The sequence below is a fragment of the Burkholderia sp. BCC1208 genome (assembly GCF_902833095.1).
Lineage (GTDB): Bacteria > Pseudomonadota > Gammaproteobacteria > Burkholderiales > Burkholderiaceae > Burkholderia.
In genome coordinates this window covers 132,162-158,228 of sequence record NZ_CADFDY010000013.1, presented here as the reverse complement: position 1 = coordinate 158,228, position 26,067 = coordinate 132,162, and the positions used below count along the sequence as shown (strand labels likewise).

Here is a 26,067-nt window from a genome sequence, read left to right as displayed (position 1 = left end):
TATCAACGAAGGGACGGACGCAATGGCTGAACGAGGCCGACCGAGAAGCTTCGACAAGGAAGCGGCGCTGGATCGCGCGATGGAGGTGTTCTGGCGTCTCGGCTACGAAGGGGCGTCGATGACGGATCTGACGGCCGCGATGGGCATCGCGTCGCCGAGCCTGTATGCGGCCTTCGGCAGCAAGGAAGCGTTGTTCCGGCAAGCCCTCGATCATTACCGCACAACCGAGGGACGGGAAATCTGGGGGGGTGTCGAACGGGCGGCCAGCGCGTACGACGCCGTGCGGAACTACCTGATGGAGACCGCACGCGTGTTCACGCGGCGCTCGAAGCCGGCCGGCTGCCTGATCGTGTTGTCGGCGCTGCATCCGGCCGAACGTTCCGACATGGTCCGGCAAACGTTGATCGCGATGCGCGAGGGCACGGTCGATGCGCTGCGGGAGCGGCTCGCGCAAGGCGTCGCGACCGGCGAAATATCGGCGCACGCGAACCTCGATGCGATCGCGCGCTACTACGTGACGGTTCAGCAGGGCATGTCGATCCAGGCGCGCGACGGCGCGAGCCGCCGCGATCTGGAGGCCGTCGCGCAGGCCGCGCTGGCCGCATGGCCGGCGCTCGTCGGCACGCGCAGCGCGGCCGGTGTGTAGCGGCAGGACGCCGCCGGGAGATTACTGCTTCGCGGCTTGCTGCACGTCCTTCGACGCATGCCACACGCGATAGCGTACGTCGAAGCCATCCGGTACATACACGACGAGCGGCAGGCGGCTGTTGTAGCGCAGCAGCTGACCGTCGCCGCGCACCTGCACGAACCGTTGCTGCGGCGCCTGGCCCGGGCACGCCATCAGCGTCGACGCCGGCCCCTTCACGTCGGTGAGCCGGTAATACGTGTAGCCCCAGCCCTTCACGTCCTCGGCGGTCAGCTCGCCGCCGAACCACTGCTGATTGCAGTCGGTCTGCAGCGTCTTGCCGATCATCAGCTCGACGCGCGCATCGCCCTCGTTCTCGAGCGCGGGCAGCGCGATCACGGCGCGCTGCTGACCGGCTTCGGCCTGCGGAAACATCTTGATCGACTCGGCGGGCACGGCGGGCGCGGATGCCGGCGCGGCCACGCATGCGGCGGCCGTCGTCACGCAGAAGGCGGCCAGCGCGGCCCGGATCGCAAATTTCATCGATGTGCTCCTGAAAAACAAATGAGCCCCGGATGCTAACACTTTCGTCGCAAGACCTTACGAGGCTGTAATTTGGCGACACAATTGCAAACAGCCGGCAATCCGCGGGCGCGGTACTTATAGCGTAACCAACGGAGAACATCATGCTGAAGCTCATTGCTGCCGCCGGCGTCGCCACCCTGCTGGCCGGCTGCGTCGTCGCCCCGGACGCCGGATACGGCTACGGGCAGCCCTACTATTCCGATCCCGGCTATGCGTATGCCCCGTCTCCCGTGTACGGGACGGTCAACATCTGGGGCGGTGGCGGCGGACGCGACTGGGATCGCGGCCGGCGCGACTACCATCGCTGGGACGGCGATCGCGGCAACCGCGGCAACGGCTGGGGGCGCGGCGGCGGACGCCGCGGCGACTGGAACGAAGGCGGCGGTGGCGGCCGCGGCGACGGCGGCGGTCATCGCCACTGACACCCAATTGCAACCGTTTGTATCCACGCACGGGCCGCCGATAGCCGGCGGCGCATCACACCGGCGAACGGACGGCCACGCCCAAGACAAAGGCCCTCGCATCGAGCGAGGGCCTTTCGTCGTCCGGCCCGGCGAAGCGATCGATCGTCGGCGGGTGCGCGGCCGTCCGGCCCGAACCCGCTCGCGCGCCGCCGCTTACCAGCCGGCCGGTTGCGCGTAGCCGCCCTGCTGCACCGGCGCCCCACACACGTACGCACGCTGGTAGCGGTCGTAGCAATAGTTCGGGCCGTCGTCCTGGTACTGCGCCTGCTGATAGGTCGGGTAGGCAGGCTGCTGGTACGCGGGCGCCTGATAGTAGGTCGGCGGCTGATAGGCCGGCGCCTGGTACGCGGGTGCCTGATAGGCGACGGGCGGATTCATCGCCGACGTCACGATCGCGCCCAGCACCGCGCCGCCGATCAATGCGCCGATGACGGCGCCGCCGTCGCGGCCATGCGCGGACGCCGGGCCCGCGACCGCGAGCGAACCGGCAAGGACACATACTGCGGCAATCTTTTTCATGATGGACTCCCACGCGAAGTGGTACTGGATGCGATGCATTGTGGCGGCACGCGACCGTAATAGATGCAGCAAGTGGTAACGCGCGATTACCGGTATCGCACCCATCGAAACGCGTCGTCGCCGTGCTACGATTTTCGGCATACAGGAGACGCCGTCATGCAGCCCGAAACCGCCCGCCGTTTCGATACCGAATTCGCACCGCGCATCGCGCAGGCGATCGCCGCGTTCTTCGCCGAGCACGTGCAAGCCGATGTCGTCCCCTATGGCGGGCACGGGCACCCGACGCGCGTGCGGATCCGCAGCGCGCCGCACGAGCACGTGAGCGGCTTCGTGCATCCGCTGAATCTCGAACTGACGTGGGACACCGACGAGATCGAGCGGCTGATGGAACCGGACGGCCCGCAGCGCTTCGAGCACTATCTGGCCGCGCTGCCGAGAAAGCTGGGCGCGTGGCAGGCCGCGCGCGACATCGATCTCGCGTCGCGCACGCAGGCCGACCCGCTCGTGCGGCTCGGCGGTCTGGATTTCGAAGGCTGAATGCGCGCGCCGGCCGGCCACCGCGCGGCGCGGCGTCGCGCGATGCGGGCCGGTGATACACTCGACCGGCCCCGTTCCGGTGCAGCCGCGCCGGCCGGGCCGTTCATCGCCGCCGCCTCCCTTGCACGTGGTTGCGCACGCAACCGGCAAGCGGGCGCGCGGACAACCACGCTCTCGCTCCCGTCATGAACGCCGATACCGGCCTGCCGCTTCCGCAACGCTACTGGGCGATCGTCTGCGTCGCCCTGGGCATCACGCTCGCCGTGCTCGACGGCGCCATCGCGAACGTCGCATTGCCGACCATCGCGCGCGACCTGCACGCGTCCGACGCCGCGTCGATCTGGATCGTCAACGCGTACCAGCTCGCGGTCACGATCACGCTACTGCCGCTCGCGTCGCTTGGCGAACGCATCGGCTATCGCCGCATCTACATCGCCGGGCTCGCGCTGTTCACCGCCGCGTCGCTCGGCTGCGCGCTCGCCGGCTCGCTGCCGATGCTGGCCGTGATGCGCGTGATCCAGGGGTTCGGCGCGGCCGGCATCATGAGCGTCAACGCGGCGCTCGTGCGGATGATCTACCCGTCGTCGATGCTCGGGCGCGGGCTGTCGATCAATGCGATGGTGGTCGCGCTGTCGTCGGCGATCGGGCCGACGGTCGCATCGGCGATCCTGTCGTTCGCATCGTGGCCGTGGCTCTTCGCGGTCAACGTACCGATCGGCATCGCGGCCGTGCTCGGCAGCCTGCGCGCGCTGCCGGCCAACCCGCTGCACGATGCGCCGTACGACTTCGCGAGCGCGCTGATGAACGCGTGCGTGTTCGGCCTGCTGATCACGGCCGTCGACGGGCTCGGTCACGGCGAGGGTCATGCGTACGTCGCGGCCGAACTGGCCATCGCATTCGTGGTCGGCTACTTCTTCGTGAAGCGTCAGTTGTCGCAGCCGGCGCCGCTCCTGCCGGTCGACCTGATGCGCATCCCGATGTTCGCGCTGTCGGTCTATACGTCGACGGCGTCGTTCACGTCGCAGATGCTCGCGTTCGTCGCGCTGCCGTTCTGGCTGCAGAATTCGCTCGGTTTCTCGCAGGTCGAGACAGGCCTCTACATGACGCCGTGGCCGCTCGTGATCGTGTTCGCCGCGCCGCTCGCGGGCGTGCTGTCGGACCGCTATTCGGCCGGCGTTCTCGGCGGGATCGGGCTTGCACTGTTTGCGGCCGGGCTGCTGTCGCTCGCGACGATCGGCGCGCACCCGGGCACGGTCGACATCGTCTGGCGGATGGCGCTGTGCGGCGCAGGTTTCGGGCTGTTCCAGTCGCCGAACAACCGCGCGATGCTGTCGTCGGCGCCGCGCGAGCGCAGCGGCGGCGCCGGCGGCATGCTGAGCACCGCACGCCTGACGGGCCAGACGCTCGGCGCTGCACTCGTCGCGCTGATTTTCGGGCTCGTGCCCGACCGCGGGCCGACGATCGCACTCTATGTCGCCACGGGGTTCGCGGCAGTGGCCGCGGTCGTCAGCCTGCTGCGCATCGCGTCGCCGCGACCGGACACGGCGGCCTGACATCCCTCGCGCGCCGCACGCGCGGCGGGCGTCAGGCGGCGTCGAGCGTATCCATCACGAAGCGCACGCGCGCCTTCACGCTCACGCGCGGCAACTCGATCAGCCGATAGCCATACGACGTATAGCATTCGACCATCGCGTCATGGGTCCGCACCGCTTCCGCGAAATCCTGCCGGCGCTCGCTGTCCTGCGCATAGATGTCGGGCCACGGCGGCGCGATGAACACGCGCCGGTGATAGCGGAAACGCCGCGCCGCGGCTTCCGCGTGCGCGGGTACGGCCAACCCGGCCAGCATCAGATAGCCGATCACGTCGGGCACGCCGCGGTCGAAGAACACGGGCCCGCGCGCCTGCCGCGCGAGATGGTGGGACCGCATCTCCCAGCTCAGCATCAGCTCGGCGAACGCCGCGGGGTCGCGCCACGGCAGCGCAGGACCGTCGACCGCCATCTGGTCGCGGATCACGCCGCGCCCGGCTTCCTGCGAGCGCGCGAACCCGGCGCGCTCGAGCGCATCGAGCAACGTGCTCTTGCCCGAACCCGGGCCGCCCGTCACGACGAAAAAGCGGCCGCTCGTGTCGTCGGCCACTTCTTCGTCGCGACCGGCGGCGGCCGGCGCGGCGGCGCCCGGCGCGAACTCACGCATGCGCGACCCGCCGGCCCGCGCGCTGCGTGACCGACGCCGCCGCCGCGACACTGCGCAAGTCGGCGACGAACGTATCGCGCCAGACCGACAGGTCGTTCTCGCGCAGCCGCGCGAGGTTCTCCTTGTGACGCGCCTGCCGCTCCGCGAGCGGCATCGACAGCGCGCGTTCGAGCGCCTCGGCCATCTGCGACAGGTCGTACGGATTGACGAGGAGCGCGCCGGTGAGCTCGGCCGCCGCGCCCGCGAACTCCGACAGCACGAGCACGCCCGGATCGGCCGGATCCTGCGACGCGACGTATTCCTTCGCGACGAGATTCATCCCGTCGCGCAGCGGCGTCACGTAGCCGACCTGCGACATCCGGAAGAACGCCATCAGCAGGTTGCGCTCGTACTTGCGGTTCAGGTACTGGATCGGCGTCCAGTCGAGCTGCGAGAAGCGGCCGTTGATGCGGCCGGCCTCGCCTTCGAGCGTTTCGCGGATGTGCTGATAGGTCTGCACGTCGGAACGCGTCGGCGGCGCGATCTGCAGGAGCGACACGCGCCCCTGCCAGCCCGGCGCATTCGCGAGCATCCGCTCGAACGACTGGAAGCGCTCGACGAGCCCCTTCGAATAGTCGAGACGGTCGACGCTCATCACCAGCTTGCGGTCGCCCAGTGCCTCGCGCAGCATCTTCACCGGCTTGCGCGTGCCGTACTGGACGGCCGCCTGCGCGATCGCGTCGGGATGCACGCCGATCGGATAGGCGGCGACCTTCACGACGCGGCCATGCGCGTGCAGCATCCCGTCGTCGCTCGCCGCGCCGATGCCGCGCCGCTCGATGTAGTCGGTGAAGGCCTGCTTGTCGGCCTCGGTCTGGAACCCCGCGACGTCGTATGCGCACATGAACTTCACGAGTTCCTCGTGCGGCGGCACGAGGCGCAGCATGTCGGGCGACGGAAACGGGATGTGCAGGAAGAAGCCGATCGGGTTCTTCACGCCGAGCTCGCGCAGGCAGTGCGCGAACGGCAGCAGATGGTAGTCGTGCACCCAGATCAGGTCGTCGGGACGCAGCAGCGCGGCGAGTTGCTTCGCGAGCATCGCGTTCACGCGCAGGTAACCGGCGTACTCCTGCCGATCGAAGCGCGCGAGATCGCCGCGGTAATGGAACACCGGCCACAGCGTCGCGTTCGAGAAGCCGCGGTAGTACTGGTCGTAGTCGCGCCGGGTCAGCCCGACCGTCGCGTAGGTCACGTTGCCGTCCCGCTGGATCGCGGGCTCGGCATCCGGCGCACCGACGATCTCGCCGTTCCAGCCGAACCAGACGCCGCCCGTTTCCTTCAGCGCGTCCATCACGCCGACGGCCAGGCCGCCCGCGCTCGGGCGCGTATCCTCGCCGGCGGCGACACGATTCGATACCACGATCAATCTGCTCATGCGACTTCCCCTCCTCGATTCGATTGGCCGGCGCGCGACGCGCGCCGAAGCAGGCGCGGCGGCCCGAAGGCGGCCGCGCGGCGATTCAGTTCCGAGAATTGCAATGAAATACGGCGGTGGAATGCGGCGACGACCGTATCAGGCGTCCTGCTCCTGCCCGAGGTCGCGTTGATAGTCGAGCCCTTCCGGGCGAGCACCACCCTGGTTGTGATCGCCGTCCAACGGCGTCTCGTCCGGCGCGCCCGCGGGCGGTGCCGATGGCGCGTCGGTCTGCGGACGCGGGCGGTCTTCCGGATGGCCGGCCGCCGCGTCAGACGGCCGGTGTGACAACCGTTTTGAACGGCGCATGGCTGGGTGTCTCATATGCGGCGCGGCTCGAGGCCGTCGTAGAAACATTCCATAACAAAACAGTCTAGGTCGCTTCCTCGCGGACGAAGGTAACAATTACCTTCAATTTGTAACGTTTCGACCCCTCGTCGATCATCTATCCGACAATAACGCCGCCCGCGTGCACGCGGCCTGCCGCGCGGCGATTTGTCAAAGCTTTGCAGTTTTCCCATGACAATTGCGAAACAATGACGCGGCATCAGGGCGTGCACGCGTTGCCGCTCACCCAGACAGGACTGCACTCAGGGATGAACATTCGTTTCGAATCGCCGCGCCGGGCCACGCCGGCGCGCGTCGTGCTGGCCGTGATCGCCACGGCCGCATTGCTGTCCGGCTGCAATTCGTTGTACAGCGAAGGCGCGACAGCCGGCGCCGGTATCGCGGGCGCCGCGATCGCCTCCAAGGTCACCAACAACGCCGCCGTCGCGACGGGCATCGGCCTCGGCGCCGTCGCCGGCGCGCGGGCTGGCGTCCAGTACTCGCAACGCGTCGCGCACCGCTACACGCAGGAGCAGATCGCGAAGGCGGCCGGCCCGCTCGACGTCGGCGGCGTCGCGCCGTGGTCGACGCACCATTCGTTCCCGATCGAGGACGACGAGCAGGGCCGCGTGACGGTCAGCCGAATGATCAGCGTCGGTCCGCTCGACTGCAAGGAAATCGTGTTCGCGGTCGACACGCCGGCGAAGGCCGACAAGGCCGCGCAATCGGCGTTCTACGTCGCCACCCTCTGCCGCGACGGGCCCACATGGAAATGGGCGTCGGCCGAACCGGCGACCGAACGCTGGGGCGCGCTGCAATGAGCGTCGCGATCCGTATCGCGGCGATCGGCGCGCTGTGCGCGGCGACGCTCGCGCTGTCGGGCTGCGGGTCGGTCGGCGCGGCGAGCGGCGCGCTGGCCGGCGCGGCGACGGGCCTCGTCACCGCGAACCCGGCGGTCGGCGTCGGCGTCGGGATTGCCGTGCAGGCCGCGACCGACGAAGCCGTCAACCGCACGATGAAGCAGCTCCATCAGAACCAGCAGGACGCGATCGCGAAGACGGCCGGCACTCTCGCCGTCGGCGAAGTGAAGCCGTGGAAGGTGAAGAACACGCTGCCGCTGGAAAACGGCGAAGGCGAGGTGCGCGTCACGCGCGCGTACTCGTCGGCGCTCGCGCTGTGCAAGGAATTCGCGTTCTCGGTGAAGGACGGCGACAAGGCCGACTGGTACTTCGCGAATGCGTGCCAGCAAGGCACGCACTGGAAGTGGGCGTCGGCGGAACCAGCCGTCGATCGGTGGGGGAATTTGCAGTAACGGGGCGATGCGCGGCGCGTGATGTTCGGCGCACGCGAATACCGGGCCGCACGGCCCGGCCCGGCGCGATCAGGACTCGACGTCCTCGAGGCTGAAAATCTCGGTCTGGTCGTTGTACGAGAAGATCTCGCCGTACCGCCCCCAGTCGATCACCGCGTCGAGCGTTTCCTCGGCCGCGCCGTCCGACAGGAAATCCTCCAGCTCCTGCTCGAAGCGCACGCGCGGCGCACGGTGGCCCGGACGCTCGTTCAGCACCTTCTTGATCCGCGCGGCGAGCGGCACGTGCTTCAGCAGGTGATCGGCGAACATCAGCTTGCGCTCCTGCGTGCCGAATTCCGCGAACACGCGCCCCGGCGGCGTCAGGAACACGTCGCCTTCGCGCACGTCCGCGAAGCCGAGGTACTGCAGCACTTCCGCGATCGGGAACAGGTCGTCGACCTCGAGGTGCAGCGTGCGCGCGATTTCCGGCATGTCCGCGCGGCCATGGTACGGCGCCATCGCGAGCGTCTCGATCAGGCCGGCCATCAGGTTGGTCGACACCTGCGGCAGCCAGCTTCCGAGCTCGAGCCCCTTCTTCGTCGCCTCGCCGGTCTGACGCGCGGTCATCTTCGCGTAGATGTCGTCGACCAGCTTGCGGAACGCCGGATCGAGACGATTGCGCGGGTGCTTGAACGGCACCTTGATCTCGGCGATCACGCGGCCCGGGTTCGACGACAGCACGAGGATCCGGTCGCACATGAACACCGCTTCCTCGATGTTGTGCGTGACGATCAGCACCGACTTGATCGGCATGCGGCCCTGCGTCCACAGATCGAGCAGGTCGGTACGCAGCGTTTCGGCGGTCAGCACGTCGAGCGCGGAGAACGGCTCGTCCATCAGCAGGATGGTCGGATCGACGACGAGCGCGCGCGCAAAGCCGACGCGCTGACGCATCCCGCCCGACAGCTCGCGCGGATACGCGTTCTCGAAGCCGTCGAGACCGATCAGGTCGATCGCGGCCAGCGCACGCTCGCGCCGCTCGCGCGCGCCGACGCCGAGCGCCTCCAGCCCGGCTTCCACGTTCTGCAGCACGGTGAGCCACGGAAATAGCGCGAAGGTCTGAAACACCATCGCGACGCCCTCGGCCGGGCCGCGCAGCGGCTGGCCGAGGTACGTCACTTCGCCGCCGGTCGGCTCGATCAGCCCGGCGATGATGCGCAGCAGCGTCGACTTGCCCGAGCCCGACCGGCCGAGCAGCCCGACGATCTCGCCTTCGCGCAGCGACAGGTTCGCGTCGTCGAGCACGAGCAGCTCGCCCTGGGTCTTGTTGAAGCCGCGGCAGACGTGATCGACGCGCAGGATCTCTTCACCGAGCCGGGGCGGCTGCAGCGGCTGGGACGTCTGGACGGGGGCGTTTACAGCATTCGGATTGTGCATCGCGTTTCGCTCTCAATCGGTCTCAGTCGAGCCGCAGCTTCGCTTCGGCAAAGGCATACAGCGGGCGCCACAGCAGGCGGTTGAACAGGGTGACGAACAGGGACATCACGGCGATGCCCAGGATGATCTTCGGAAAATCGCCGTCGGCGGTGGTCTGCGCGATGTAGGCGCCGAGGCCGTGCGCCTCGATCCTGGTGTTGCCCCACTGCACGGCTTCCGACACGATGCTCGCGTTCCACGCGCCGCCCGATGCGGTGATCGCACCCGTCACGTAGTACGGGAAGATGCCGGGCAGGATCGCCTGACGCCACCACTGCCAGCCGCGGATGCGGAAGTTGGTCGCCGCTTCGCGATAGTCGTTCGGGTAGGACGTTGCGCCGGCGATCACGTTGAACAGGATATACCACTGCGTGCCGAGCACGATCAGCGGCGACAGCCAGATGTCCGCGTTCAGGTGGAAGCGCGCGATCACGATCACGAATACCGGGAACAGCAGGTTCGCCGGGAACGCGGCGAGAAACTGCGCGAGCGGCTGCAGCTTTTCGGCCAGCTTCGGGCGCAACCCGACCCACACGCCGATCGGCACCCAGATCACGGAGGCGATCGAGATCAGCACGACCACGCGCAGCAGCGTGATGAGCCCGAGCACGAGCACGTGGCCGACCTCGGGCATCGTCACGCCGGTCGCGACGAAGCTGACGACGCGCCATACGATATAGGCCGTGCCGATCAGCAAGAGCCCCGCCCACGCGATGTCGACCGTGCGCGACGCCTTCTTCTCGACTTTCGGCAGCGCGAAGCGCATCGCACCCGACAGCGGCAGGCGCAGCGGGATCCGCGCGGCCTTCGCGAAGAGCCAGCCGGCCGGCACGAGCAGCTGATGGATCAGCCGCGTGCGGCGCACGAGGTCGAGCAGCCACGATTGCGGCGCATCGCCCGACGCGGTGTTCTCCATCCGGAACTTGTCGGCCCACGCGATGAGCGGGCGGAACAGCAACTGGTCATACGCGAGGATCACGACCGTCATCGTCAGAATCACCCAGCCGATCGCGCCGAAGTTCTTGTCCGAGATCGCCTGCGCGAGATACGCGCCGATGCCCGGCAGCGTGATCGTCTGGTTGCCGACGGTGATCGCCTCCGACGCGACGACGAAGAACCAGCCGCCCGACATCGACATCATCATGTTCCAGATCAGGCCCGGCATCGAGAACGGCACCTCGAGCTTCCAGAAGCGCTGCCAGGACGTCAGGTGGAAGCCGCGCGACACTTCGTCCAGGTCGCGCGGCACCGTGCGCAGCGACTGGTAGAAGCTGAACGTCATGTTCCACGCCTGGCTCGTGAAGATCGCGAAGATCGCGGCCAGCTCGGCGCCGAGCACGCGGCTCGGGAACAGCGCGAGGAAGAACGTGACCGTAAACGAGATGAAGCCGAGCACCGGCACCGACTGCAGGATGTCGAGGATCGGGATCAGCACCATGCCCGCGCGGCGGCTCTTGGCCGCGAGCGTGCCGTAGACGAGCGTGAACGTGAGCGACGCGACCATCGCGGCGAGCATCCGCAGCGTGGTGCGCAGCGCGTATTCGGGCAGGTTCGACGGATCGAGCGAGATCTTCTGCGTCTGCAGCACGCCGATCGGCGCCATCGTTTCGTGAAAGCCGACCACCGCCATCGCGATCAGGCAGATGATCAGCGGAAATGCGATGAAATCCCACCGGTTCGGCAGCACGCGCCACGCGGATGCGTTGGCGATCCGGTTCGGATTGAAGAATCCGACGTTCATCAGGCGCCCTCCCCGGTAAGGCCGAACGAAGCCGGCAGTCGATGTTGATTCATGGCAAAGCGCACGGGCGCGGTAATTCGATTGGCTGGCGATTTCGCGCACGCGCGGCGCGGGCGCATGCGCTGCCGCGGCCGGCCCAGCCGGGCCGCGACGGCACGACACTACACCAACCTGTATTTCAGGTACAACCGTCCCCGGACGGCGCGGGCAGCGCATGGATCGTGCCCGGCGCGTGGGCGGATGGCGGGCGCGCGGTACGGAACAGCCCGGCCGCAGTCCCGCGGCCGGCACGCAGGCCCGAATTATGCCGTGATCCGGCCCGGCCGGGAACCCGCCATCCGCACGCGGGCACAAACCGTGTCCGGCATCAGCAGCCGGACACGGCGAAGCAGGTATGATCGGGGCTAGCCCCCGGATCCGTTTCGGCCGTGCCGCGGCAATGCGCACGCGGCATCTGCGTCGACAGGCCCCGGGGATCGACCGACGAGCGGGAGGAAGGGAATGGCAGGAAACTTGGTGATCGTCTGCCGCGATCAGGATGCCGACGCGTTCTATGAACTCATGCAGGAGTACGGGTCGTTCCAGACGCGGCTGTCGTCCACGGCGTGGTACCTGAACATGAACGTCGTGCCGGAATCGCTGCAGGAGGAAATCCTGGAGCGTCTTGGCCGGTATACGACCGTCTATATCTTCGAGGCCACCACGGTGACCTACAACACGATCGACAGCAACGCGGCCGAGACGCTCGGCACGCTGTTCGGCGAGTGACGCCGCGCGGCGCCCGCCCGGCCGGGCAGGCGCCGCAGCCGCTCAAGCGGCCTGTGCGTGAGGCTCGTCCTTCGGCACGGCCTCGAACGGGAACGTCATCGATACACGCAAGCCGCCTTCGGGGCGATTGCCGATGTCGCACGCGCCCCCCAGCCTGAGCACGAGCCGCTCGACGATCGCGAGCCCGAGCCCGCTGTGGCCGTTCCCGCCGCGCGCGGGATCGAGCCGCACGAACGGCCGCGTGGCGGCCGCGAGGTCGCGCGGCGCGATGCCGCCGCCGCTGTCGCTGACCGACAGCACGTAGCCGGTCGGCGTGCGCGCCGTCTCGATGAGCACGGGCGGTGCGCCATACGCATGCGCGTTGTCCAGCAGGTTCGACAGGATCCGGTCGAGCGTCGCCGTCGGCAGCCGGAAGCCGGGATCGGCCTCCAGCCGCGTCTGGACCGTCGGCGCGTTCGGCGCGACCGCACGATAGCTGCGCGCGATCCGCTCGCACGCGTGGTCGACCGGCACCGGCTCGCTGCGATCGGCCCCGCCATGTGCAAACACCAGGAACTGGTCGACGATGTGCGACATCGAGTCGACGTCGCGCACGACGCCGTCGCGCAGCCGTGCGTCGTCCATCATTTCCGCCCGCAGGCGCATCCGGGCGAGCGGCGTGCGCAAGTCGTGCGCGACGCCTGCCAGCATCACCGCGCGATCGCTCTCGGCCTGCGACACCTGCTCCACCATCTGGTTGAAGCCGTGCGTGAGCTGGCGCAGCTCGCGCGGCCCGCGTTCGCGCAGCGGCGGCACCGGCTGCCCGCGGCCGAAACGCGCGACCGCGCGCGCGAGCGAACGCAGCGGCTGCTGCAACTGCCAGGCCGCGAACAGCGCGGCGATCACGCCGGCCGAGAAGATCGTGCCGAGCCACAGCAGCATCCGGTCGAGCGAGCGCGGCGGCCGCAGCGGCTGCACGGGCACCACGATCCAGTTGCGATCGGCCGGCTCCTTCACCCACAGCACCGGCGGATGGCCGGGCGTGCCGATCTCGACCTGCGTGCCGGGCGGCATGCGCTCGCTCACGTCGTCGCGGAACCGCTTCAGCGGCGGCGGCAGCCCGGAATCGCCGCCCTTCGGCACATCGGCACTGTCCGGCGACACGAGCCGCACGCGCGACGGCAGCGGCTGGTCGGGCGTGCGCGCCACGTGCTGGCGCACCGCGTCGACGAGGAACGCGGCCTCCTCGACCGCATAACGCGTCTGCATCTGGTTGCGCTCGAGCCGCATCGCGAAGAACCACGCGAAGTGCGACAGGAGCAGGACGCCGACGACGAGCAGCGCCAGCCGCCCGAACAGCGAATCAATGGGTTTGCGCATGGGCCTCGCCGTCGGGCACGAACACGTAGCCGCGCCCGCGGACCGTCTGGATGAAGCGCGGCGTCGACGGATCCGTTTCGAGGATGCGGCGCAGGCGCCACACCTGGACGTCGATGCCGCGGTCGGTGCCGTCGTACTCGGGCCCGTGCAGCAGCTCGAGCAGTCGCTCGCGCGTGAGCGTGCGCAGCGCGTGGTTGACGAAGATCTTCAGCAGCGCGAATTCGCTGCTCGACAGCGTGGCCGGCTTGCCGTCGACCGACAGCGTGCGCGCCTGGAAGTCGAGCAGGAAGCGGCCGAACGCGAACGGCTCGCGCTGCTCGGGCGCGGCCGCCGACGGCGTCGCGCGGCGGCGCCGCAGCACGGCCTGCACGCGCGCGAGCAGCTCGCGCGGGTTGAACGGCTTGCCGAGGTAGTCGTCCGCGCCGAGCTCGAGCCCGACGATGCGGTCGACGTCGTCGGCCCGCGCGGTCAGCATGATCACGGGGATGTCGTCGCCGGCCGCGCGCAACTGGCGCAGCGCGGTCAGGCCGTCCACGCCCGGCATCATCAGGTCCAGCACGATCAGGTCGGGCCGTTCGCGCTCGAGGCGTTTCTCGAGCGTCGCCGCGTCGTGCAGCACGGACACTTCCATCCCCTGGCGCACGAGGTAGTCGCGCAGCAGGTCTCGGAGTTCTTGGTCGTCGTCGACGATGAGGATCTGGGTAGTCATGGCTTGAAGTTTACCGCGCGAGGGTGGAGTCGAAGAACGAAACAATGGGACGAAAGGGTTACTGCGGGTTACCGCGCAAGGGAACTGTAATGCACGGTAACCGGGCCGCCGCCCCGCGTAACACCCGCCGGGGCCCGTATCGCTAACCTGCGTCTTACCGGATGCGGTAACCGGCTTTCCCGGCACCGCATCGCCGGACCCTTTGGATACAAGGAGTTTCTGAAATGTATAAGAAGACTTCCCGCGTGGCCATCGCGGCCGCCACCGTGCTCGCTCTCGCATTCGGCACCGCGCATGCCGCGCAGCCCAACGACATGCCGCCGCCGGGCGGCCCCGGCATGCAGCGGATGCACGACGGGCACGAAGGCGGCCCGTTCGGCGCGATCATGAAACTGCACGACCAGTTGAAGCTCAACGCGTCGCAGGAACAGCAATGGCAGGCGGCCGTCAACACGATGAAGCAGAACCGTGACGCGATGCGCAAGAGCCACGAGCAGATGCGCGAGCAGTTCAAGGCGCAGCAGAATCAGCCGATCCTCGACCTGAGCGCGATGCATTCGACCCGCCAGCAGGCGGAGGCGCAGAACGCGCAACTGCGCGAGCAGACGTCCGCCGCGTGGCTCACGTTCTACAACGGGCTGAACGACCAGCAGAAGACGATGGTCAGCACGGCGCTCAAGCAGCAGTTCGCGAAGATGGAGCAGCGCCACGAGAAGATGAAGGAGCGCTGGGAGCAACATCGCGCGGCCGCCAAGGGCGCGTCGGCGCCGGCGCAGTAAGCCGGCGGGCCGCTCCCGCGGCGGCGCCGAAGGGGGACGCAAGCACCGCCTGCGTCCCCCTTTTTGTTTCAGGCGACGTCGAACAGCAGCACCTCCGCCGTGCGGCCGCGCGCGAACGCCACCGCGTCCACGCCGCCGATCCGCGCGCCGTCGCCGGCAGCCAGCGCGCGGCCGTTGACGTCGACGTCGCCGCGCGCCACGTGCACGTAGATGCTGCGCCCGGCCGGCACGTCGAACGCGATCGTCTCGTCGCCGTCGATCAGCCCCGCGAAGATGCGGGCGTCCGCCCGCATCGACAGCGCGCCGTCGCCGCCGTCGGGCGCCGCGACGAGCCTCAGCCGGCCGCGCTTCTCGTCGTCGGCGAAACGCCGTTGCTCGTAGCCGGGCCGCCCGCCCGGCTCGGCCGGCTGCAGCCAGATCTGCAACAGGTGCAGCGGCCGATCGCGCGACGCGTTGGTTACGCTGTGCACGAGCCCCGTGCCGGCGCTCATCCGCTGGATGCCGCCGGCCCGGACGATCGCGCCGCTGCCGAGGCTGTCGCGGTGCGCGAGCGCGCCATCCAGCACGTAAGTCACGATCTCCACGTCGCGGCGCGGCAGCATCCCGAACCCGCGCGTCGGCGCGATCAGGTCCTCGCTCAGCACGTACAGCCCGCCGACGGGCGGACGCACCGGCGCGTGCGCATGCGCGGCGCGGCAGGCAGACGAAAAACTGTGACTCGATTCAAGCCAGCCGTGGTGCGTGTGGCAGCGGTCTTCGGCGCGCAGGATCTGAAACATGGGGTGGACGCTCAGGACGCGGATGGTCTGTTCGGGTTTACCTCCACTGTAGAGGGCGCTCGCACGCGCCACAATCCGCCGCCCGCGCACCGCATCGTTGCATCCGCGCGATCAATTGCCAAAATATTCATTGCGACTACAACGATTACCGCAACAGCCGAATCGAGGAATCGGTCGACCGTGCCGGATTGCCGTTTTCCGGATATCGCGTTCGGGTAAAATACCGCCCTTTTGGCGTTCGCCCTTCCGGCGGCCGCCAACGCCAGAGCGCCGATCGGCGATTTTTGGCCGTCTAGAATACGCCGCGGCGCCCGGTCCGACCGGCCGCGAGCGCCCCCGGAAAGTCTGCAACAGAAGGATGGAAATGAAGAAGGCCGCCCTGTGCGCCGCCCTCGCCCTCGTGGCGGGCAGCGCCTTCGCGAAGGAGTGGAAGACCGTGCGGATCGGTGTCGACGCCAGCTACCCGCCGTTCGAGTCGACCGCGCCGAGCGGCGAGATCGTCGGTTTCGACGTGGATCTCACCAAGGAAATCTGCAAGCGGATCAACGTGAAATGCGTGTGGGTCGCGCAGGATCTCGACGGGATCATTCCGGCGCTGAAGGCGAAGAAATACGACGTCATCGTGTCGTCGCTGACCGTCACGGACAAGCGCCGCGAGCAGATCGACTTCTCCGACAAGGTGTACGACGCGCCCGCGCGGATGATCGCGAAGACCGGCTCGCCGCTGCTGCCGACGGTCGCGTCGCTGAAAGGCAAGCGCGTTGGCGTCGAGCAGGGCTCGACGCAGGAAACCTACGCGAAGGCGTACTGGGAACCGCAGGGCGTGACGATCGTTCCTTACCAGAACCAGGACCAGGTCTATACCGATCTCGGCTCGGGCCGCCTCGACGCGACGCTGCAGGACGAGCTGCAGGCCGACTACGGCTTCCTGCGCACGCCGCGCGGCAAGGGCTTCGCGTTCGCCGGGCCGGAAGTGAAGGATCCGAAGACGATCGGCGACGGCACCGCGATCGGCCTGCGCAAGGAAGATACGGACCTGAAGCTCAAGATCAACCGCGCGCTGGCCGACATGCACAAGGACGGCACGTACGACCGGCTGTCGCACAAGTACTTCTCGTTCAGCGTCTATTCGGCGCCGGCCCGCTGAACGCCGACAAGAAGAAGCAGCGGATGCGGGGGCGGCCCCGCGTCCGGGCAGTACAGGCAGTCAACCACGCGCCGCCCGCTCCCTTGCCCGCCGCTCGCGCGACGGGCGGGCCCGGCACCGTTGCCGGGGCGGACGGTCATGATACGCACGGGGCGTTCCGCGCAGCTTGGCGGACGCGTCTTTCGCGGCGCACTGCGTGCGCCCTCAGGGACCACACCAGGGACCCCATATGTTTCTACAAGGCTACGGCCCGCTGATCCTCGCCGGCACCTGGCAAACCGTCAAACTGGCGGTGCTTTCGCTTGCGCTGTCGTTCCTGCTGGGGCTGCTCGGCGCCGGCGCGAAACTGTCACGCAATCGCGTGACGAACGGCGTCGGCACCGTCTATACGACGCTGATCCGCGGCGTACCCGACCTCGTGCTGATGCTGCTGCTGTTCTACAGCCTGCAGATCTGGCTGAACATGGCGACCGACGCGCTCGGCTGGGACCAGATCGACATCGACCCGTTCCTCGCCGGCGTGCTCGTGCTCGGCTTCATCTACGGCGCGTACTTCACCGAGACGTTCCGTGGCGCGTTCCTGTCGGTGCCGCGCGGCCAGCTCGAGGCCGGCAGCGCCTACGGGATGACGAACTGGCAGGTGTTCACGCGCATCATGTTCCCGCAGATGATGCGCTTCGCGCTGCCGGGTATCGGCAACAACTGGCAGGTGCTCGTGAAGTCGACCGCGCTCGTGTCGATCATCGGCCTGGCCGACGTCGTGAAGGCGTCGCAGGACGCCGGCAAGGGCACGCTGCGGTTCTTCTTCTTCACGCTGATCGCGGGAGCGGTCTACCTCGCCATCACGACGATCTCGAACTTCGTGCTGATGTGGCTCGAAAAGCGTTACTCGACCGGTGTCCGCAAGGCTGACCTATGATCGAACTCATCCAAGAATACTGGCGCAACTATCTCTACACCGACGGCTATCGCATCACCGGTGTCGCGATCACGCTGTGGCTGCTGGTCGTGTCGATCGGCCTCGGCTTCTGCCTGTCGGTGCCGCTCGCCGTGGCGCGCGTGTCGAAGAGGAAGTGGCTGTCGAGCGCCGTGTGGCTGTACACGTACGTGTTTCGCGGCACGCCGCTCTACGTGCAACTGCTGCTCTGCTACACGGGCCTCTACAGCCTGCAGGCCGTGCGCGGCACGCCGATGCTCGATGCGTTCTTCCGCGACGGGATGCACTGCACGCTGCTCGCGTTCACGCTGAACACCTGCGCGTACACCACCGAGATCTTCGCGGGTGCGATCAAGGCGACGTCGTACGGCGAGATCGAAGCCGCGCGCGCATACGGGATGACGCCGTTCACGATGTATCGCCGCGTGATCCTGCCCTCGGCGCTGCGCCGCGCGTTGCCGCTGTACAGCAACGAAGTGATCCTGATGCTTCACGCGACGACGGTGGCCTTCACCGCGACCGTGCCGGACATCCTGAAGATCGCCCGCGACGTGAACTCGGCGACCTACATGTCGTTCCACGCGTTCGGCATCGCCGCCCTGCTCTACCTCGCGATCTCGTTCACGCTCGTGTGGCTGTTCCGCCAGGCCGAGCGCCGCTGGCTCGCCTATCTGCGCCCGCAAGGCAAGTAAGTTTCCGCAGGAATACTGATGAATTCCCAGACTCAAAAGCTTTTCGTCGACGATCTCCACAAGCGGTACGGCGACAACGAGGTGCTCAAGGGCGTGTCGCTGAAGGCGAACTCGGGCGACGTGATCAGCGTGATCGGCTCGTCCGGTTCCGGCAAGAGCACGATGCTGCGCTGTATCAACTTCCTCGAGCAGCCGAACGCGGGCCGCATCTTCGTCGACGGCGAGGAAGTGCGCACCGCGCTCGACAAGACGGGCGCGCTGCGCGCGGCCGATTCGAAGCAGCTTCAGCGCGTACGCACCAAGCTGTCGATGGTGTTCCAGCACTTCAACCTCTGGTCGCACATGAACGTGATCGAGAACGTGATGGAAGCGCCGGTGAACGTGCTCGGCATCCCGAAGAAGGAAGCCGAGGACCGTGCGCGCGAATACCTCGAGAAGGTCGGCCTCGCGCCGCGCGTCGAGAAGCAGTATCCGTCGCATCTGTCCGGCGGCCAGCAGCAGCGCGTGGCGATCGCGCGTGCGCTCGCGATGCATCCGGACGTGATGCTGTTCGACGAACCGACCTCCGCGCTCGACCCGGAACTCGTCGGCGAAGTGCTGAAGGTGATGCAGAAGCTGGCCGAGGAAGGCCGCACGATGATCGTCGTCACGCACGAGATGGGCTTCGCGCGCAACGTGTCGAATCACGTGATGTTCCTGCACCAGGGCCGCGTCGAGGAAGAAGGCGTGCCGGCCGAGGTGTTCGCGAACCCGAAGAGCGAACGCCTGCGCGGCTTCCTGTCGGGTAGCCTCAAGTAACGCGCGTCACCCGCCATACCCGCCACGCTCGAACGGGCGCCCCGCGGTTCGCCGCGCGGCGCCCGTCTTGCGTTTACGCGGCGCTCACCGGCGCGCCGTCGGCGAACGCGCGCAGTTCGTCGCCCGCCAGCCGGTAACGCACCCATTCGCTCTGCGGCGCCGCGCCGACGCTCTCGTAGAAGCGGATCGCCGGCTCGTTCCAGTCGAGCACGCTCCATTCGAAACGTCCGCAGCCCGACTCGACCGCGATGCGCGCGAGCGCCTTCAGCAGCCGCAGCCCCGCGCCCGCGCCGCGAAAACGCGGCGACACGTACAGATCCTCGAGATACAGCCCCTGCCGCGCGAGCCACGTCGAATACGAGAAGAAATACACGGCGAAGCCGGCCGGCTCGCCGTCGATCTCGCACATCAGCGCACGCGCCGGCGAGCCTTCGCCGAACAGGCTGCGCTCGAGCGATTCGGGCGTCGCGACGACTTCGTGCTCGGCCTTCTCGTAGACGGCCAGTTCGGTGATGAAGCGCAGGATCAGCGGCACGTCGGCGACGGTGGCGCAACGGATATCGATTTGCACGGTGGGGAGCCCTCCTTCGGCCCGGACGGAAAAATGGAATACGGCGCCCCCGCGCGCACTTGGCGCGGGTCGGATCGACATGCTACGTTCACGGCGCAACTGCAGAAAGTGCAGTTTTTTCATCCAGACCTGAACATGATGCATCCCGACCTGCGCCGCCTCGACCTGAACCTGCTGCTCGTATTCGACGCGTTGTACCGCCAGCGGTCGGTCGCGGCGGCCGCGCATGAACTCGCGCTGAGCCCGTCGGCGTTGAGCCACGCGCTCGCCCGCCTGCGAGACGCGATCGGCGATGCGCTGTTCGTGCGCCTCGGCAACGAGATGCAGCCGACCGTACGCGCCGACGACATCGCCACGTGGGCCGGTGACTCGCTCGACGCGATGTCGAAGGGGCTCGCCCGCGCGCGCCGCTTCGATCCCGCACAAAGCGACCGTACGTTCGTGTTCGCGGCGACCGACTACACGGCGTTCGCGGTGCTGCCGGCGTTCCTGGCGCGCATTCAACACGTGGCGCCGCACCTGCGGATCCGCGTCGTCCATTCGGACCGCAAGATTTCCGTCGATGCGCTCGCGGCCGGCCGCATCGACTTCGCCCTCGGCTACCACGAAGAATCGGCGGCCGACGCGCCCGGCATCGAGGATTTCGACTGGTTCTCCGACGACTATGTCGTGATCGCGAGCGCCACGCATCCGGACATCCGCCGGCGGCTGACGCTCGACCAGTATCTGGCGGCCCGCCACGTGGTCGTCACGCCGTGGAATGAGTCGCGCGGCGTCGTCGACCACGTGCTCGACCGGCTCGGCCTTGCGCGGCATGTGGCCGTGCAGTTGCCGACCGTGCTGGCCGCGCCGTTCGTGATCGCCGAATCGGCTCTCGTGATGACCGTGCCGAACCGCGCCGCGCAGGCGCTGCGGCACGCGGCGCCGATCCGCATCTTCCCCGCGCCGTTCGAGATCCCGCGCTACACGGTGAAGGTCTACTCGCATGCGAAGCACGCGCGCACCGATGCGCATCGCTGGATTCGCGCCCAGTTGCTCGACGCACGACCGAGCCCGGACTAAGCGCGGCGCGTTGCAGGACGGGCGTTTCAGGCGTCGATCGGCGATGGCGGCAATCGCCCGAATCATTACGAAATACTTACCAATTTTGCAACTTTCGCGCCTACGCCGGCGCCCCGGCAACGTCAATAGTGGCAATCCTTGACCCATGCCCATGGAATCCATGTCTCCCTTGCGGGACAAGGGTTTTCCGGTAATCGAGAACCCTTGGGCACCGTGTTGCATGGCAAATTGGCGACAGCGGTTAGTCAAACAACGATTTCCGTCGCCACAAAATTGTATTTTTGCTAAATTAGTAACCAAAGTAGCAAAACGAAGTTCGTGAAATGTAGTTTAGCTTCACGACACTACAAGGAGACCCGCAGGCCGACCCGGCTGCGCGGGACCGCTCAACGGTATTTCCGTCTGCTTGCCCGCGTGCCGCGCTTACCGGCCCTGCACGAGGTCTCCCTGGTTATCCCGCTTTTGCCCGGTGCGTGCCGCGCCGGGCATCTCGTGCAGTTCTGGGTTGACTTTTTGACAGGGTATGGAGGAGACGATGAAGAAAGCTTTGGTCGCGGCCGCGCTGATGGCTGCTGGGGTGGTGACGGCGCACGCGCAGAGCAGCGTCACGCTGTATGGCCGCCTGGATGCAGGCATCGAGTACATGAACGGCCTCCAAAACGGCCACCAAGTGCGCGCGGAAAGCGGCGACTGGGGCACGAGCCTGTGGGGCTTGAAGGGTAGCGAGGACATCGGCGGCGGCAACAAGATCCTGTTCCACCTCGAAGGCGCGTTCAACACGATGACGGGCGGCTTCAGCGGCTCGATCTGGGATCGTTTCGCGACCGTCGGTATCTCCAACGACCGCTACGGTACGCTGCTGTTGGGTCGCGAACTCGCGATCGCCAACGGCGTGTGGGACTTCGACCCGTTCGGCCAGTCGTCCTGGTCGACGGCCTCGCTGGTGCGCGGCCGTAACTGGAACAAGACCAGCAACAACGTGTCGTACCAGTCGCCGTCGCTCTATGGTCTCGACTTCTACGGCCAGTTCTCCTTCTCGAACTCGACCAGCTTCAACGGCAACACGACGGCCGGCCAACCGGGCCGTGCAATGGGCGGTCAGGTCACCTACACGAACTCGCTGTTCCAGTTGCGCGGCATCTACGACGAAACGCGCGACAGCAACGGCCGCTTCTCGGACGTGTTCAACTACTCGCGCGAATACTTCGCGGGCGTGAACGTGTTCCTCGGCCAGTTCAAGGTTCAGGCGGCCTACCAGGCATCGCGCGCCGACGGCAGCGGTGGCCCGGCAGTGAACGCCGGCGTGACGGGTACGCAGCAGGTGTGGGGCGGCGTGACGTGGCAAGCCACGCCGGCAGCGGCGCTGATCGCAGCCGTGTATCACGTGAACGCGAACCACGGCGGCGGCAACGCGAACATCTACACGGTCGGCGGTTCGTACAACATCTCGAAGCGCACGCTGTTCGACCTGCAGGTCGCGACGGTGCGCAACAGCTCGTCGGCCAACTTCGGCCTGAACGCGAACGGCGCCGGTACGGCCGTGTCGACGGGCAACCCGCATCAGGGCGGCAGCCAGACCGGCGTCTACGCCGGCATCCAGCACCTGTTCTGATCGGGCGCCGTCAAACAACGATTCGACAACACTTTCCACGCTGCTGCGAGAGGCGCGTATCGGTGCGGTACCCAAACGGGTATCCGCACCGTTTTTTCTTGGCGGGCCGGGTTCGTGCGACCCGTGGCCCGATCGGCGGACGCGGCCGAAGCGGCCGCGATTGATCGAATGGCGCGGACGCGGCGCTCAGACGGCCGCTTCGTTCTCTTCGCCGGTGCGAATGCGGATCACGCGCTCGACGTCGGACACGAAGATCTTGCCGTCGCCGATCTTGCCGGTGCGCGCCGCACCGATCACCGCGTCGATCACCTGATCGACCTGCGCTTCCGCGACGACCACCTCGATCTTCATCTTCGGCAGGAAGTCGACGACGTATTCGGCGCCGCGATACAGCTCGGTATGGCCCTTCTGGCGGCCGAAGCCCTTCACTTCCGTCACGGTCAGGCCCGTGAGACCCACTTCGGCGAGCGCTTCGCGGACTTCGTCCAGCTTGAACGGCTTGATGATGGCAGTGATGCGTTTCATGGTGGTTGTCCCCCAATGCTCGTTTGGATGAAAAATCGCGATCCCGATTGTAAGCCGGCGAGCCGCATCCGGCCCAGCACCGCTCAATCGAGCCGTTCGGTAAAGCACGACGTGATCGGGTAGCGCCAGTCGCGCCCGAATGCGCGATGCGTGACGCGGATGCCGATCGGCGCCTGGCGGCGCTTGTATTCGTTGATCTTGATGAGCCGCGTCACGCGCTCGACGTCGGCCCGCGCGTAGCCGGCCTCGACGATCTCGGCGAGCGGCCGGTCTTCTTCCATGTACATCCGCATGATCGCGTCGAGCACGTCGTACGGCGGCAGGCTGTCCTGGTCGGTCTGGTTCTCGCGCAGCTCGGCCGACGGCGCGCGCGTCAGGATCCGTTCGGGAATCACGTCTCGCGGCCCGTAGTCGGCCGTTTCGTTGCGATAGCGGCACAGCCGGTACACGAGCGTCTTCGCGATGTCCTTGATCACCGCGAAACCGCCAGCCATGTCGCCGTACAGCGTGCAGTAGCCGACCGCCATCTCGCTCTTGTTGCCGGTCGTCAGCACGATCGAACCGAACTTGTTCGACAGCGCCATCAGCAGCGTGCCGCGGATGCGCGCCTGGATGTTCTCCTCCGTCGCGTCTTCCGCGCGGCCCGCGAATTCGCCCGCGAGCGCGGCGCGGAATGCATCGAACATCGGCGCGATCGCGATCTCGTCGTAGCGTACGCCGACGCGCCGCGCCATCTCCGCCGCATCGGTGGTCGAGATGTCGGCCGTGAAGCGCGACGGCATCATCACCGCGCGCACGCGCTCAGGCCCGAGCGCATCGCACGCGACGGCCAGCACCAGCGCCGAATCGACGCCGCCCGACAGCCCGATCAGCACGCCGGGAAAGCCGTTCTTGCCGATGTAGTCGCGCACGCCGGTCACGAGCGCGCGGTACACCTGCGCGTGAGTCGACAGCTCGGGCGCGATCGCGCCGGGCAGCGGCCGCGGGCCGTCGAATTCGACGATCGCGTGCCCTTCGTCGAACTGCGGCATCTTCGCGGCGAGCGCGCCCTGCGCGTCGAGCACGAAGGAACCGCCGTCGAACACGAGTTCGTCCTGGCCGCCGACGAGGTTCACGTACACCATCGGCAGCCCGGTCTCGCGAATCCGCGCGCGCAGGATGTCGATGCGCACCGCTTCCTTGTTCATGTGATACGGCGAGCCGTTCGGGATCAGCAGTACCTGCGCGCCGGCCGCCTTCGCGATCTGCGCGGCCGACGCATGCCACGCGTCCTCGCAGATGATCACGCCGTATTTCACGCCGTTCAGCTCGAACACGAGCGGCTCGGTGTCGGTCGCGAAATAGCGCTTCTCGTCGAACACCTCGGCGTTCGGCAGATCCTGCTTGCGGTAGGTGCCGACGATCTCGCCGCCGACGATCAGCGACGCCGCGTTGAAGGTGTCGGTGGGCGGCACGCCGCGCTCGATCGGGCGGTTTGCATTACCATCGACGGCTGACGCGCTGTCCGCACCGCTGCCCGCACCCCTGCCCGGCCCCCTGCCCGGACCGCGCAACGGATGGCCGACCAGCACCGCGAGCCCGTCGAACGCCTTCAGCGCGTCGGCGAGCGCATCGAGTGCGGCGGCCGCCGCCGCGTAGAACGCGGGCCGCAGCAACAGGTCTTCGGGCGGATAGCCGGACAGCGCGAGTTCGGGTGCGACCATCAGTTGCGCACCATCGTTGTGCGCGGCACGCGCGGCGGCGACGATACGCGCGACGTTGCCGGCGAAATCGCCGACGGTGACGTTGATCTGGGCGAGAGCGAGTCGGGTCTTCATGGCGGGATCGGCGCAACCCGGCGGCGCGCCTTGAACGGCTGACGAAATCGATCCGGGCGCGGGCCACGGCGGCCCGCACCCGGCAACATCCAACGGTACGGATTCACGCTTGAAACACGAACGCATCGATTATCGCACGGGCATCCTGTCGTCCCCCGCCGAGGTGCCGGCCGACGAATGGAACGCGCTGCTCGCGCGCGACGCGCAGCCCACGCCGTTCCTGCGCCACGAATTCCTCGACGCACTGCACGTCGCGCGCTGCGCGGTGGACGACACCGGCTGGTCGCCGCACTTCGTCACGCTGACCGACGCGCGCACCGGCCGCCTCGCGGCCGCCGCCCCCGTCTACGCGAAACAGCATTCGTACGGCGAATACGTGTTCGACTGGGCGTGGGCCGACGCGTACCAGCGCAACGACCTGCCCTATTACCCGAAGCTGCTGTGCGCGGTGCCGTTCACGCCGGTGCAGGGCACGCGCCTCCTCGCGGCCGACGACGACGCACGCCGCCGGCTCGCGGCCACGCTGCTCGCGTTCGCCGAGCAGAGCGACGTGTCGTCACTGCACGTGCTGTTCCCGACCGGCGACGAAGCGCGGCTCCTCGAATCGATGGGGATGATGCTGCGCGAAGGCGTGCAGTTCCACTGGATCAACGACGGCTACCGCCACTTCGACGATTTCCTCGGCACGCTCGAACAGAAGAAGCGCAAGAACATCCGCGCGGAGCGGCGCAAGGTGCACGATGCGGGCGTGACCTTCCGGCGGCTCACCGGCGATCGGATCACCGACGCCGACTGGCGCTTCTTCTCGCGCTGCTATCGGCAGACTTACCGCGAGCACTATTCGAGCCCGTACCTGAACCTCGACTTCTTCCGCACGATCGGCGCGACGATGCCCGAGAACCTGCTGCTCGTGATCGCGGAAGCCGACGGCCGGCCGATCGCGAGCGCGCTCGCCGTTTACCGGCGCGGCGAGCACGGCGGCGGCACGCTGTACGGCCGCTACTGGGGGGCGATCGAGCACGTGCCCTGCCTGCATTTCGAAACGGCCTACTACCAGTTGCTCGAATTCTGCATCGAAGCCGGGCTCGACACGTTCGAGGGCGGCGCGCAGGGCGAGCACAAGCTCGCGCGCGGTTTTCTGCCGACGGTCACGCACTCCGCGCACTGGCTCGCGCATCCGGCTTTTTCCGATGCGGTCGCGCGCTTTCTCGAACGCGAGACCGAGCATATCCACGCGTACGTCGACGAACTGCGCGAGCACGATCCTTTTCGGCGCGACGCCGGCTAGCGGCATCCCG

At 67.7% G+C, this 26,067-nt stretch carries 28 protein-coding genes; 15 read left to right on the top strand and 13 right to left on the bottom strand.

Annotation, left to right across the window (positions count from 1 at the left end; genetic code table 11):
* Positions 1-22 precede the first annotated feature (22 nt).
* The gene (locus HWX09_RS29645) at positions 23-646 is read left to right on the top strand and encodes a TetR/AcrR family transcriptional regulator (protein ID WP_027785095.1); all 624 of its coding nucleotides are present in this window, start codon (positions 23-25) and stop codon (positions 644-646) included.
* Positions 647-667: 21 nt separating this feature from the next.
* On the opposite strand, the gene eco is transcribed toward HWX09_RS29645, so the two are convergent.
* Positions 668-1,168 carry a serine protease inhibitor ecotin gene (gene eco, locus HWX09_RS29640; protein ID WP_027785096.1) on the bottom strand — a complete coding sequence of 167 codons (501 nt, stop codon included), beginning with the start codon at positions 1,166-1,168 and terminating at the stop codon, positions 668-670.
* Positions 1,169-1,311: 143 nt separating this feature from the next.
* Here eco and HWX09_RS29635 point away from each other — a divergent pair, with 143 nt between their 5' ends.
* Positions 1,312-1,632: a hypothetical protein gene (locus HWX09_RS29635; RefSeq protein WP_027785097.1), complete on the top strand. Its 321-nt coding sequence runs from the start codon at positions 1,312-1,314 to the stop codon at positions 1,630-1,632.
* A 195-nt stretch (positions 1,633-1,827) separates the two neighbouring features.
* Here the strand turns inward: HWX09_RS29635 and HWX09_RS29630 are convergent, their stop codons facing one another.
* Complete coding sequence (locus HWX09_RS29630) at positions 1,828-2,232, bottom strand: hypothetical protein (RefSeq protein ID WP_027785098.1); 405 nt, start codon at positions 2,230-2,232, stop codon at positions 1,828-1,830.
* A gap of 117 nt (positions 2,233-2,349) precedes the next feature.
* On the opposite strand from HWX09_RS29630, the gene HWX09_RS29625 reads away from it, so the two are divergent.
* The gene (locus tag HWX09_RS29625) at positions 2,350-2,730 is read left to right on the top strand and encodes a DUF5594 family protein (protein ID WP_027785099.1); all 381 of its coding nucleotides are present in this window, start codon (positions 2,350-2,352) and stop codon (positions 2,728-2,730) included.
* 185 nt (positions 2,731-2,915) lie between these two features.
* Positions 2,916-4,283 carry an MFS transporter gene (locus HWX09_RS29620; RefSeq protein WP_027785100.1) on the top strand — a complete coding sequence of 456 codons (1,368 nt, stop codon included), beginning with the start codon at positions 2,916-2,918 and terminating at the stop codon, positions 4,281-4,283.
* A gap of 31 nt (positions 4,284-4,314) precedes the next feature.
* Here HWX09_RS29620 and HWX09_RS29615 read toward each other — a convergent pair whose 3' ends face one another.
* The 3 genes from HWX09_RS29615 to HWX09_RS29605 all read right to left on the bottom strand — a co-directional run bounded on the left by HWX09_RS29615 (position 4,315) and on the right by HWX09_RS29605 (position 6,688).
* The gene (locus HWX09_RS29615; protein WP_027785101.1) at positions 4,315-4,926 is read right to left on the bottom strand and encodes an AAA family ATPase; all 612 of its coding nucleotides are present in this window, start codon (positions 4,924-4,926) and stop codon (positions 4,315-4,317) included.
* Positions 4,919-6,340, bottom strand: a complete 1,422-nt coding sequence (otsA, locus tag HWX09_RS29610; protein ID WP_027785102.1) for an alpha,alpha-trehalose-phosphate synthase (UDP-forming) — start codon at positions 6,338-6,340, stop codon at positions 4,919-4,921. The genes HWX09_RS29615 and otsA overlap by 8 nt, the downstream gene beginning before the upstream one ends.
* A gap of 138 nt (positions 6,341-6,478) precedes the next feature.
* On the bottom strand, positions 6,479-6,688 hold the full coding sequence (locus tag HWX09_RS29605) for a hypothetical protein (RefSeq protein WP_080681386.1): 210 nt from the start codon (positions 6,686-6,688) through the stop codon (positions 6,479-6,481).
* Between the two features lie 287 nt (positions 6,689-6,975).
* Between HWX09_RS29605 and HWX09_RS29600 the strand changes: the two genes are divergently transcribed.
* Together HWX09_RS29600 and HWX09_RS29595 are read left to right on the top strand one after the other, a co-directional pair.
* Positions 6,976-7,527: a hypothetical protein gene (locus HWX09_RS29600; RefSeq protein ID WP_027785103.1), complete on the top strand. Its 552-nt coding sequence runs from the start codon at positions 6,976-6,978 to the stop codon at positions 7,525-7,527.
* Positions 7,524-8,018: a hypothetical protein gene (locus tag HWX09_RS29595; protein ID WP_027785104.1), complete on the top strand. Its 495-nt coding sequence runs from the start codon at positions 7,524-7,526 to the stop codon at positions 8,016-8,018. Before HWX09_RS29600 ends, HWX09_RS29595 begins: the two co-directional genes overlap by 4 nt.
* A gap of 69 nt (positions 8,019-8,087) precedes the next feature.
* Here the strand turns inward: HWX09_RS29595 and HWX09_RS29590 are convergent, their stop codons facing one another.
* A complete protein-coding gene (locus tag HWX09_RS29590) occupies positions 8,088-9,434 on the bottom strand; it encodes a nitrate/sulfonate/bicarbonate ABC transporter ATP-binding protein (RefSeq protein WP_027785105.1) in 1,347 nt (448 codons plus the stop codon).
* A gap of 22 nt (positions 9,435-9,456) precedes the next feature.
* A complete protein-coding gene (locus HWX09_RS29585) occupies positions 9,457-11,214 on the bottom strand; it encodes an ABC transporter permease subunit (protein WP_027785106.1) in 1,758 nt (585 codons plus the stop codon).
* 501 nt (positions 11,215-11,715) lie between these two features.
* On the opposite strand from HWX09_RS29585, the gene HWX09_RS29580 reads away from it, so the two are divergent.
* Positions 11,716-11,982 carry a hypothetical protein gene (locus HWX09_RS29580; protein WP_011545926.1) on the top strand — a complete coding sequence of 89 codons (267 nt, stop codon included), beginning with the start codon at positions 11,716-11,718 and terminating at the stop codon, positions 11,980-11,982.
* A gap of 42 nt (positions 11,983-12,024) precedes the next feature.
* Here the strand turns inward: HWX09_RS29580 and HWX09_RS29575 are convergent, their stop codons facing one another.
* Together HWX09_RS29575 and HWX09_RS29570 are read right to left on the bottom strand one after the other, a co-directional pair.
* Complete coding sequence (locus HWX09_RS29575) at positions 12,025-13,341, bottom strand: ATP-binding protein (protein WP_027785107.1); 1,317 nt, start codon at positions 13,339-13,341, stop codon at positions 12,025-12,027.
* A complete protein-coding gene (locus HWX09_RS29570) occupies positions 13,325-14,050 on the bottom strand; it encodes a response regulator (RefSeq protein ID WP_006493394.1) in 726 nt (241 codons plus the stop codon). Before HWX09_RS29570 ends, HWX09_RS29575 begins: the two co-directional genes overlap by 17 nt.
* Before the next feature lie 224 nt (positions 14,051-14,274).
* Here HWX09_RS29570 and HWX09_RS29565 point away from each other — a divergent pair, with 224 nt between their 5' ends.
* The gene (locus HWX09_RS29565; RefSeq protein ID WP_027785108.1) at positions 14,275-14,829 is read left to right on the top strand and encodes a periplasmic heavy metal sensor; all 555 of its coding nucleotides are present in this window, start codon (positions 14,275-14,277) and stop codon (positions 14,827-14,829) included.
* A gap of 68 nt (positions 14,830-14,897) precedes the next feature.
* Here the strand turns inward: HWX09_RS29565 and HWX09_RS29560 are convergent, their stop codons facing one another.
* On the bottom strand, positions 14,898-15,608 hold the full coding sequence (locus tag HWX09_RS29560) for a pirin family protein (RefSeq protein ID WP_027785109.1): 711 nt from the start codon (positions 15,606-15,608) through the stop codon (positions 14,898-14,900).
* A 364-nt stretch (positions 15,609-15,972) separates the two neighbouring features.
* Between HWX09_RS29560 and HWX09_RS29555 the strand changes: the two genes are divergently transcribed.
* From HWX09_RS29555 to HWX09_RS29540, 4 genes are all read left to right on the top strand, one after another.
* Positions 15,973-16,755, top strand: a complete 783-nt coding sequence (locus HWX09_RS29555) for an ABC transporter substrate-binding protein (protein ID WP_027785110.1) — start codon at positions 15,973-15,975, stop codon at positions 16,753-16,755.
* A gap of 229 nt (positions 16,756-16,984) precedes the next feature.
* Complete coding sequence (hisQ, locus tag HWX09_RS29550) at positions 16,985-17,674, top strand: histidine ABC transporter permease HisQ (protein WP_006489645.1); 690 nt, start codon at positions 16,985-16,987, stop codon at positions 17,672-17,674.
* Complete coding sequence (locus tag HWX09_RS29545) at positions 17,671-18,384, top strand: ABC transporter permease (protein ID WP_027785111.1); 714 nt, start codon at positions 17,671-17,673, stop codon at positions 18,382-18,384. Before hisQ ends, HWX09_RS29545 begins: the two co-directional genes overlap by 4 nt.
* Before the next feature lie 18 nt (positions 18,385-18,402).
* Positions 18,403-19,182 carry an ABC transporter ATP-binding protein gene (locus HWX09_RS29540; RefSeq protein ID WP_006489654.1) on the top strand — a complete coding sequence of 260 codons (780 nt, stop codon included), beginning with the start codon at positions 18,403-18,405 and terminating at the stop codon, positions 19,180-19,182.
* A gap of 73 nt (positions 19,183-19,255) precedes the next feature.
* On the opposite strand, the gene HWX09_RS29535 is transcribed toward HWX09_RS29540, so the two are convergent.
* The gene (locus HWX09_RS29535) at positions 19,256-19,753 is read right to left on the bottom strand and encodes a GNAT family N-acetyltransferase (RefSeq protein WP_027785112.1); all 498 of its coding nucleotides are present in this window, start codon (positions 19,751-19,753) and stop codon (positions 19,256-19,258) included.
* Between the two features lie 135 nt (positions 19,754-19,888).
* Between HWX09_RS29535 and HWX09_RS29530 the strand changes: the two genes are divergently transcribed.
* Together HWX09_RS29530 and HWX09_RS29525 are read left to right on the top strand one after the other, a co-directional pair.
* Positions 19,889-20,815 (top strand): LysR family transcriptional regulator, encoded by a 927-nt coding sequence (locus HWX09_RS29530; protein ID WP_027785113.1) that lies wholly within the window; start codon positions 19,889-19,891, stop codon positions 20,813-20,815.
* Positions 20,816-21,350: 535 nt separating this feature from the next.
* On the top strand, positions 21,351-22,427 hold the full coding sequence (locus HWX09_RS29525) for a porin (protein ID WP_027785114.1): 1,077 nt from the start codon (positions 21,351-21,353) through the stop codon (positions 22,425-22,427).
* Positions 22,428-22,613: 186 nt separating this feature from the next.
* Here the strand turns inward: HWX09_RS29525 and HWX09_RS29520 are convergent, their stop codons facing one another.
* Both HWX09_RS29520 and HWX09_RS29515 read right to left on the bottom strand, forming a co-directional pair.
* Positions 22,614-22,952, bottom strand: a complete 339-nt coding sequence (locus HWX09_RS29520; protein WP_006398637.1) for a P-II family nitrogen regulator — start codon at positions 22,950-22,952, stop codon at positions 22,614-22,616.
* A gap of 83 nt (positions 22,953-23,035) precedes the next feature.
* Positions 23,036-24,769: an NAD+ synthase gene (locus HWX09_RS29515; RefSeq protein ID WP_027785115.1), complete on the bottom strand. Its 1,734-nt coding sequence runs from the start codon at positions 24,767-24,769 to the stop codon at positions 23,036-23,038.
* 109 nt (positions 24,770-24,878) lie between these two features.
* Between HWX09_RS29515 and HWX09_RS29510 the strand changes: the two genes are divergently transcribed.
* On the top strand, positions 24,879-26,057 hold the full coding sequence (locus tag HWX09_RS29510) for a GNAT family N-acetyltransferase (RefSeq protein ID WP_027785116.1): 1,179 nt from the start codon (positions 24,879-24,881) through the stop codon (positions 26,055-26,057).
* Positions 26,058-26,067 lie beyond the last annotated feature (10 nt).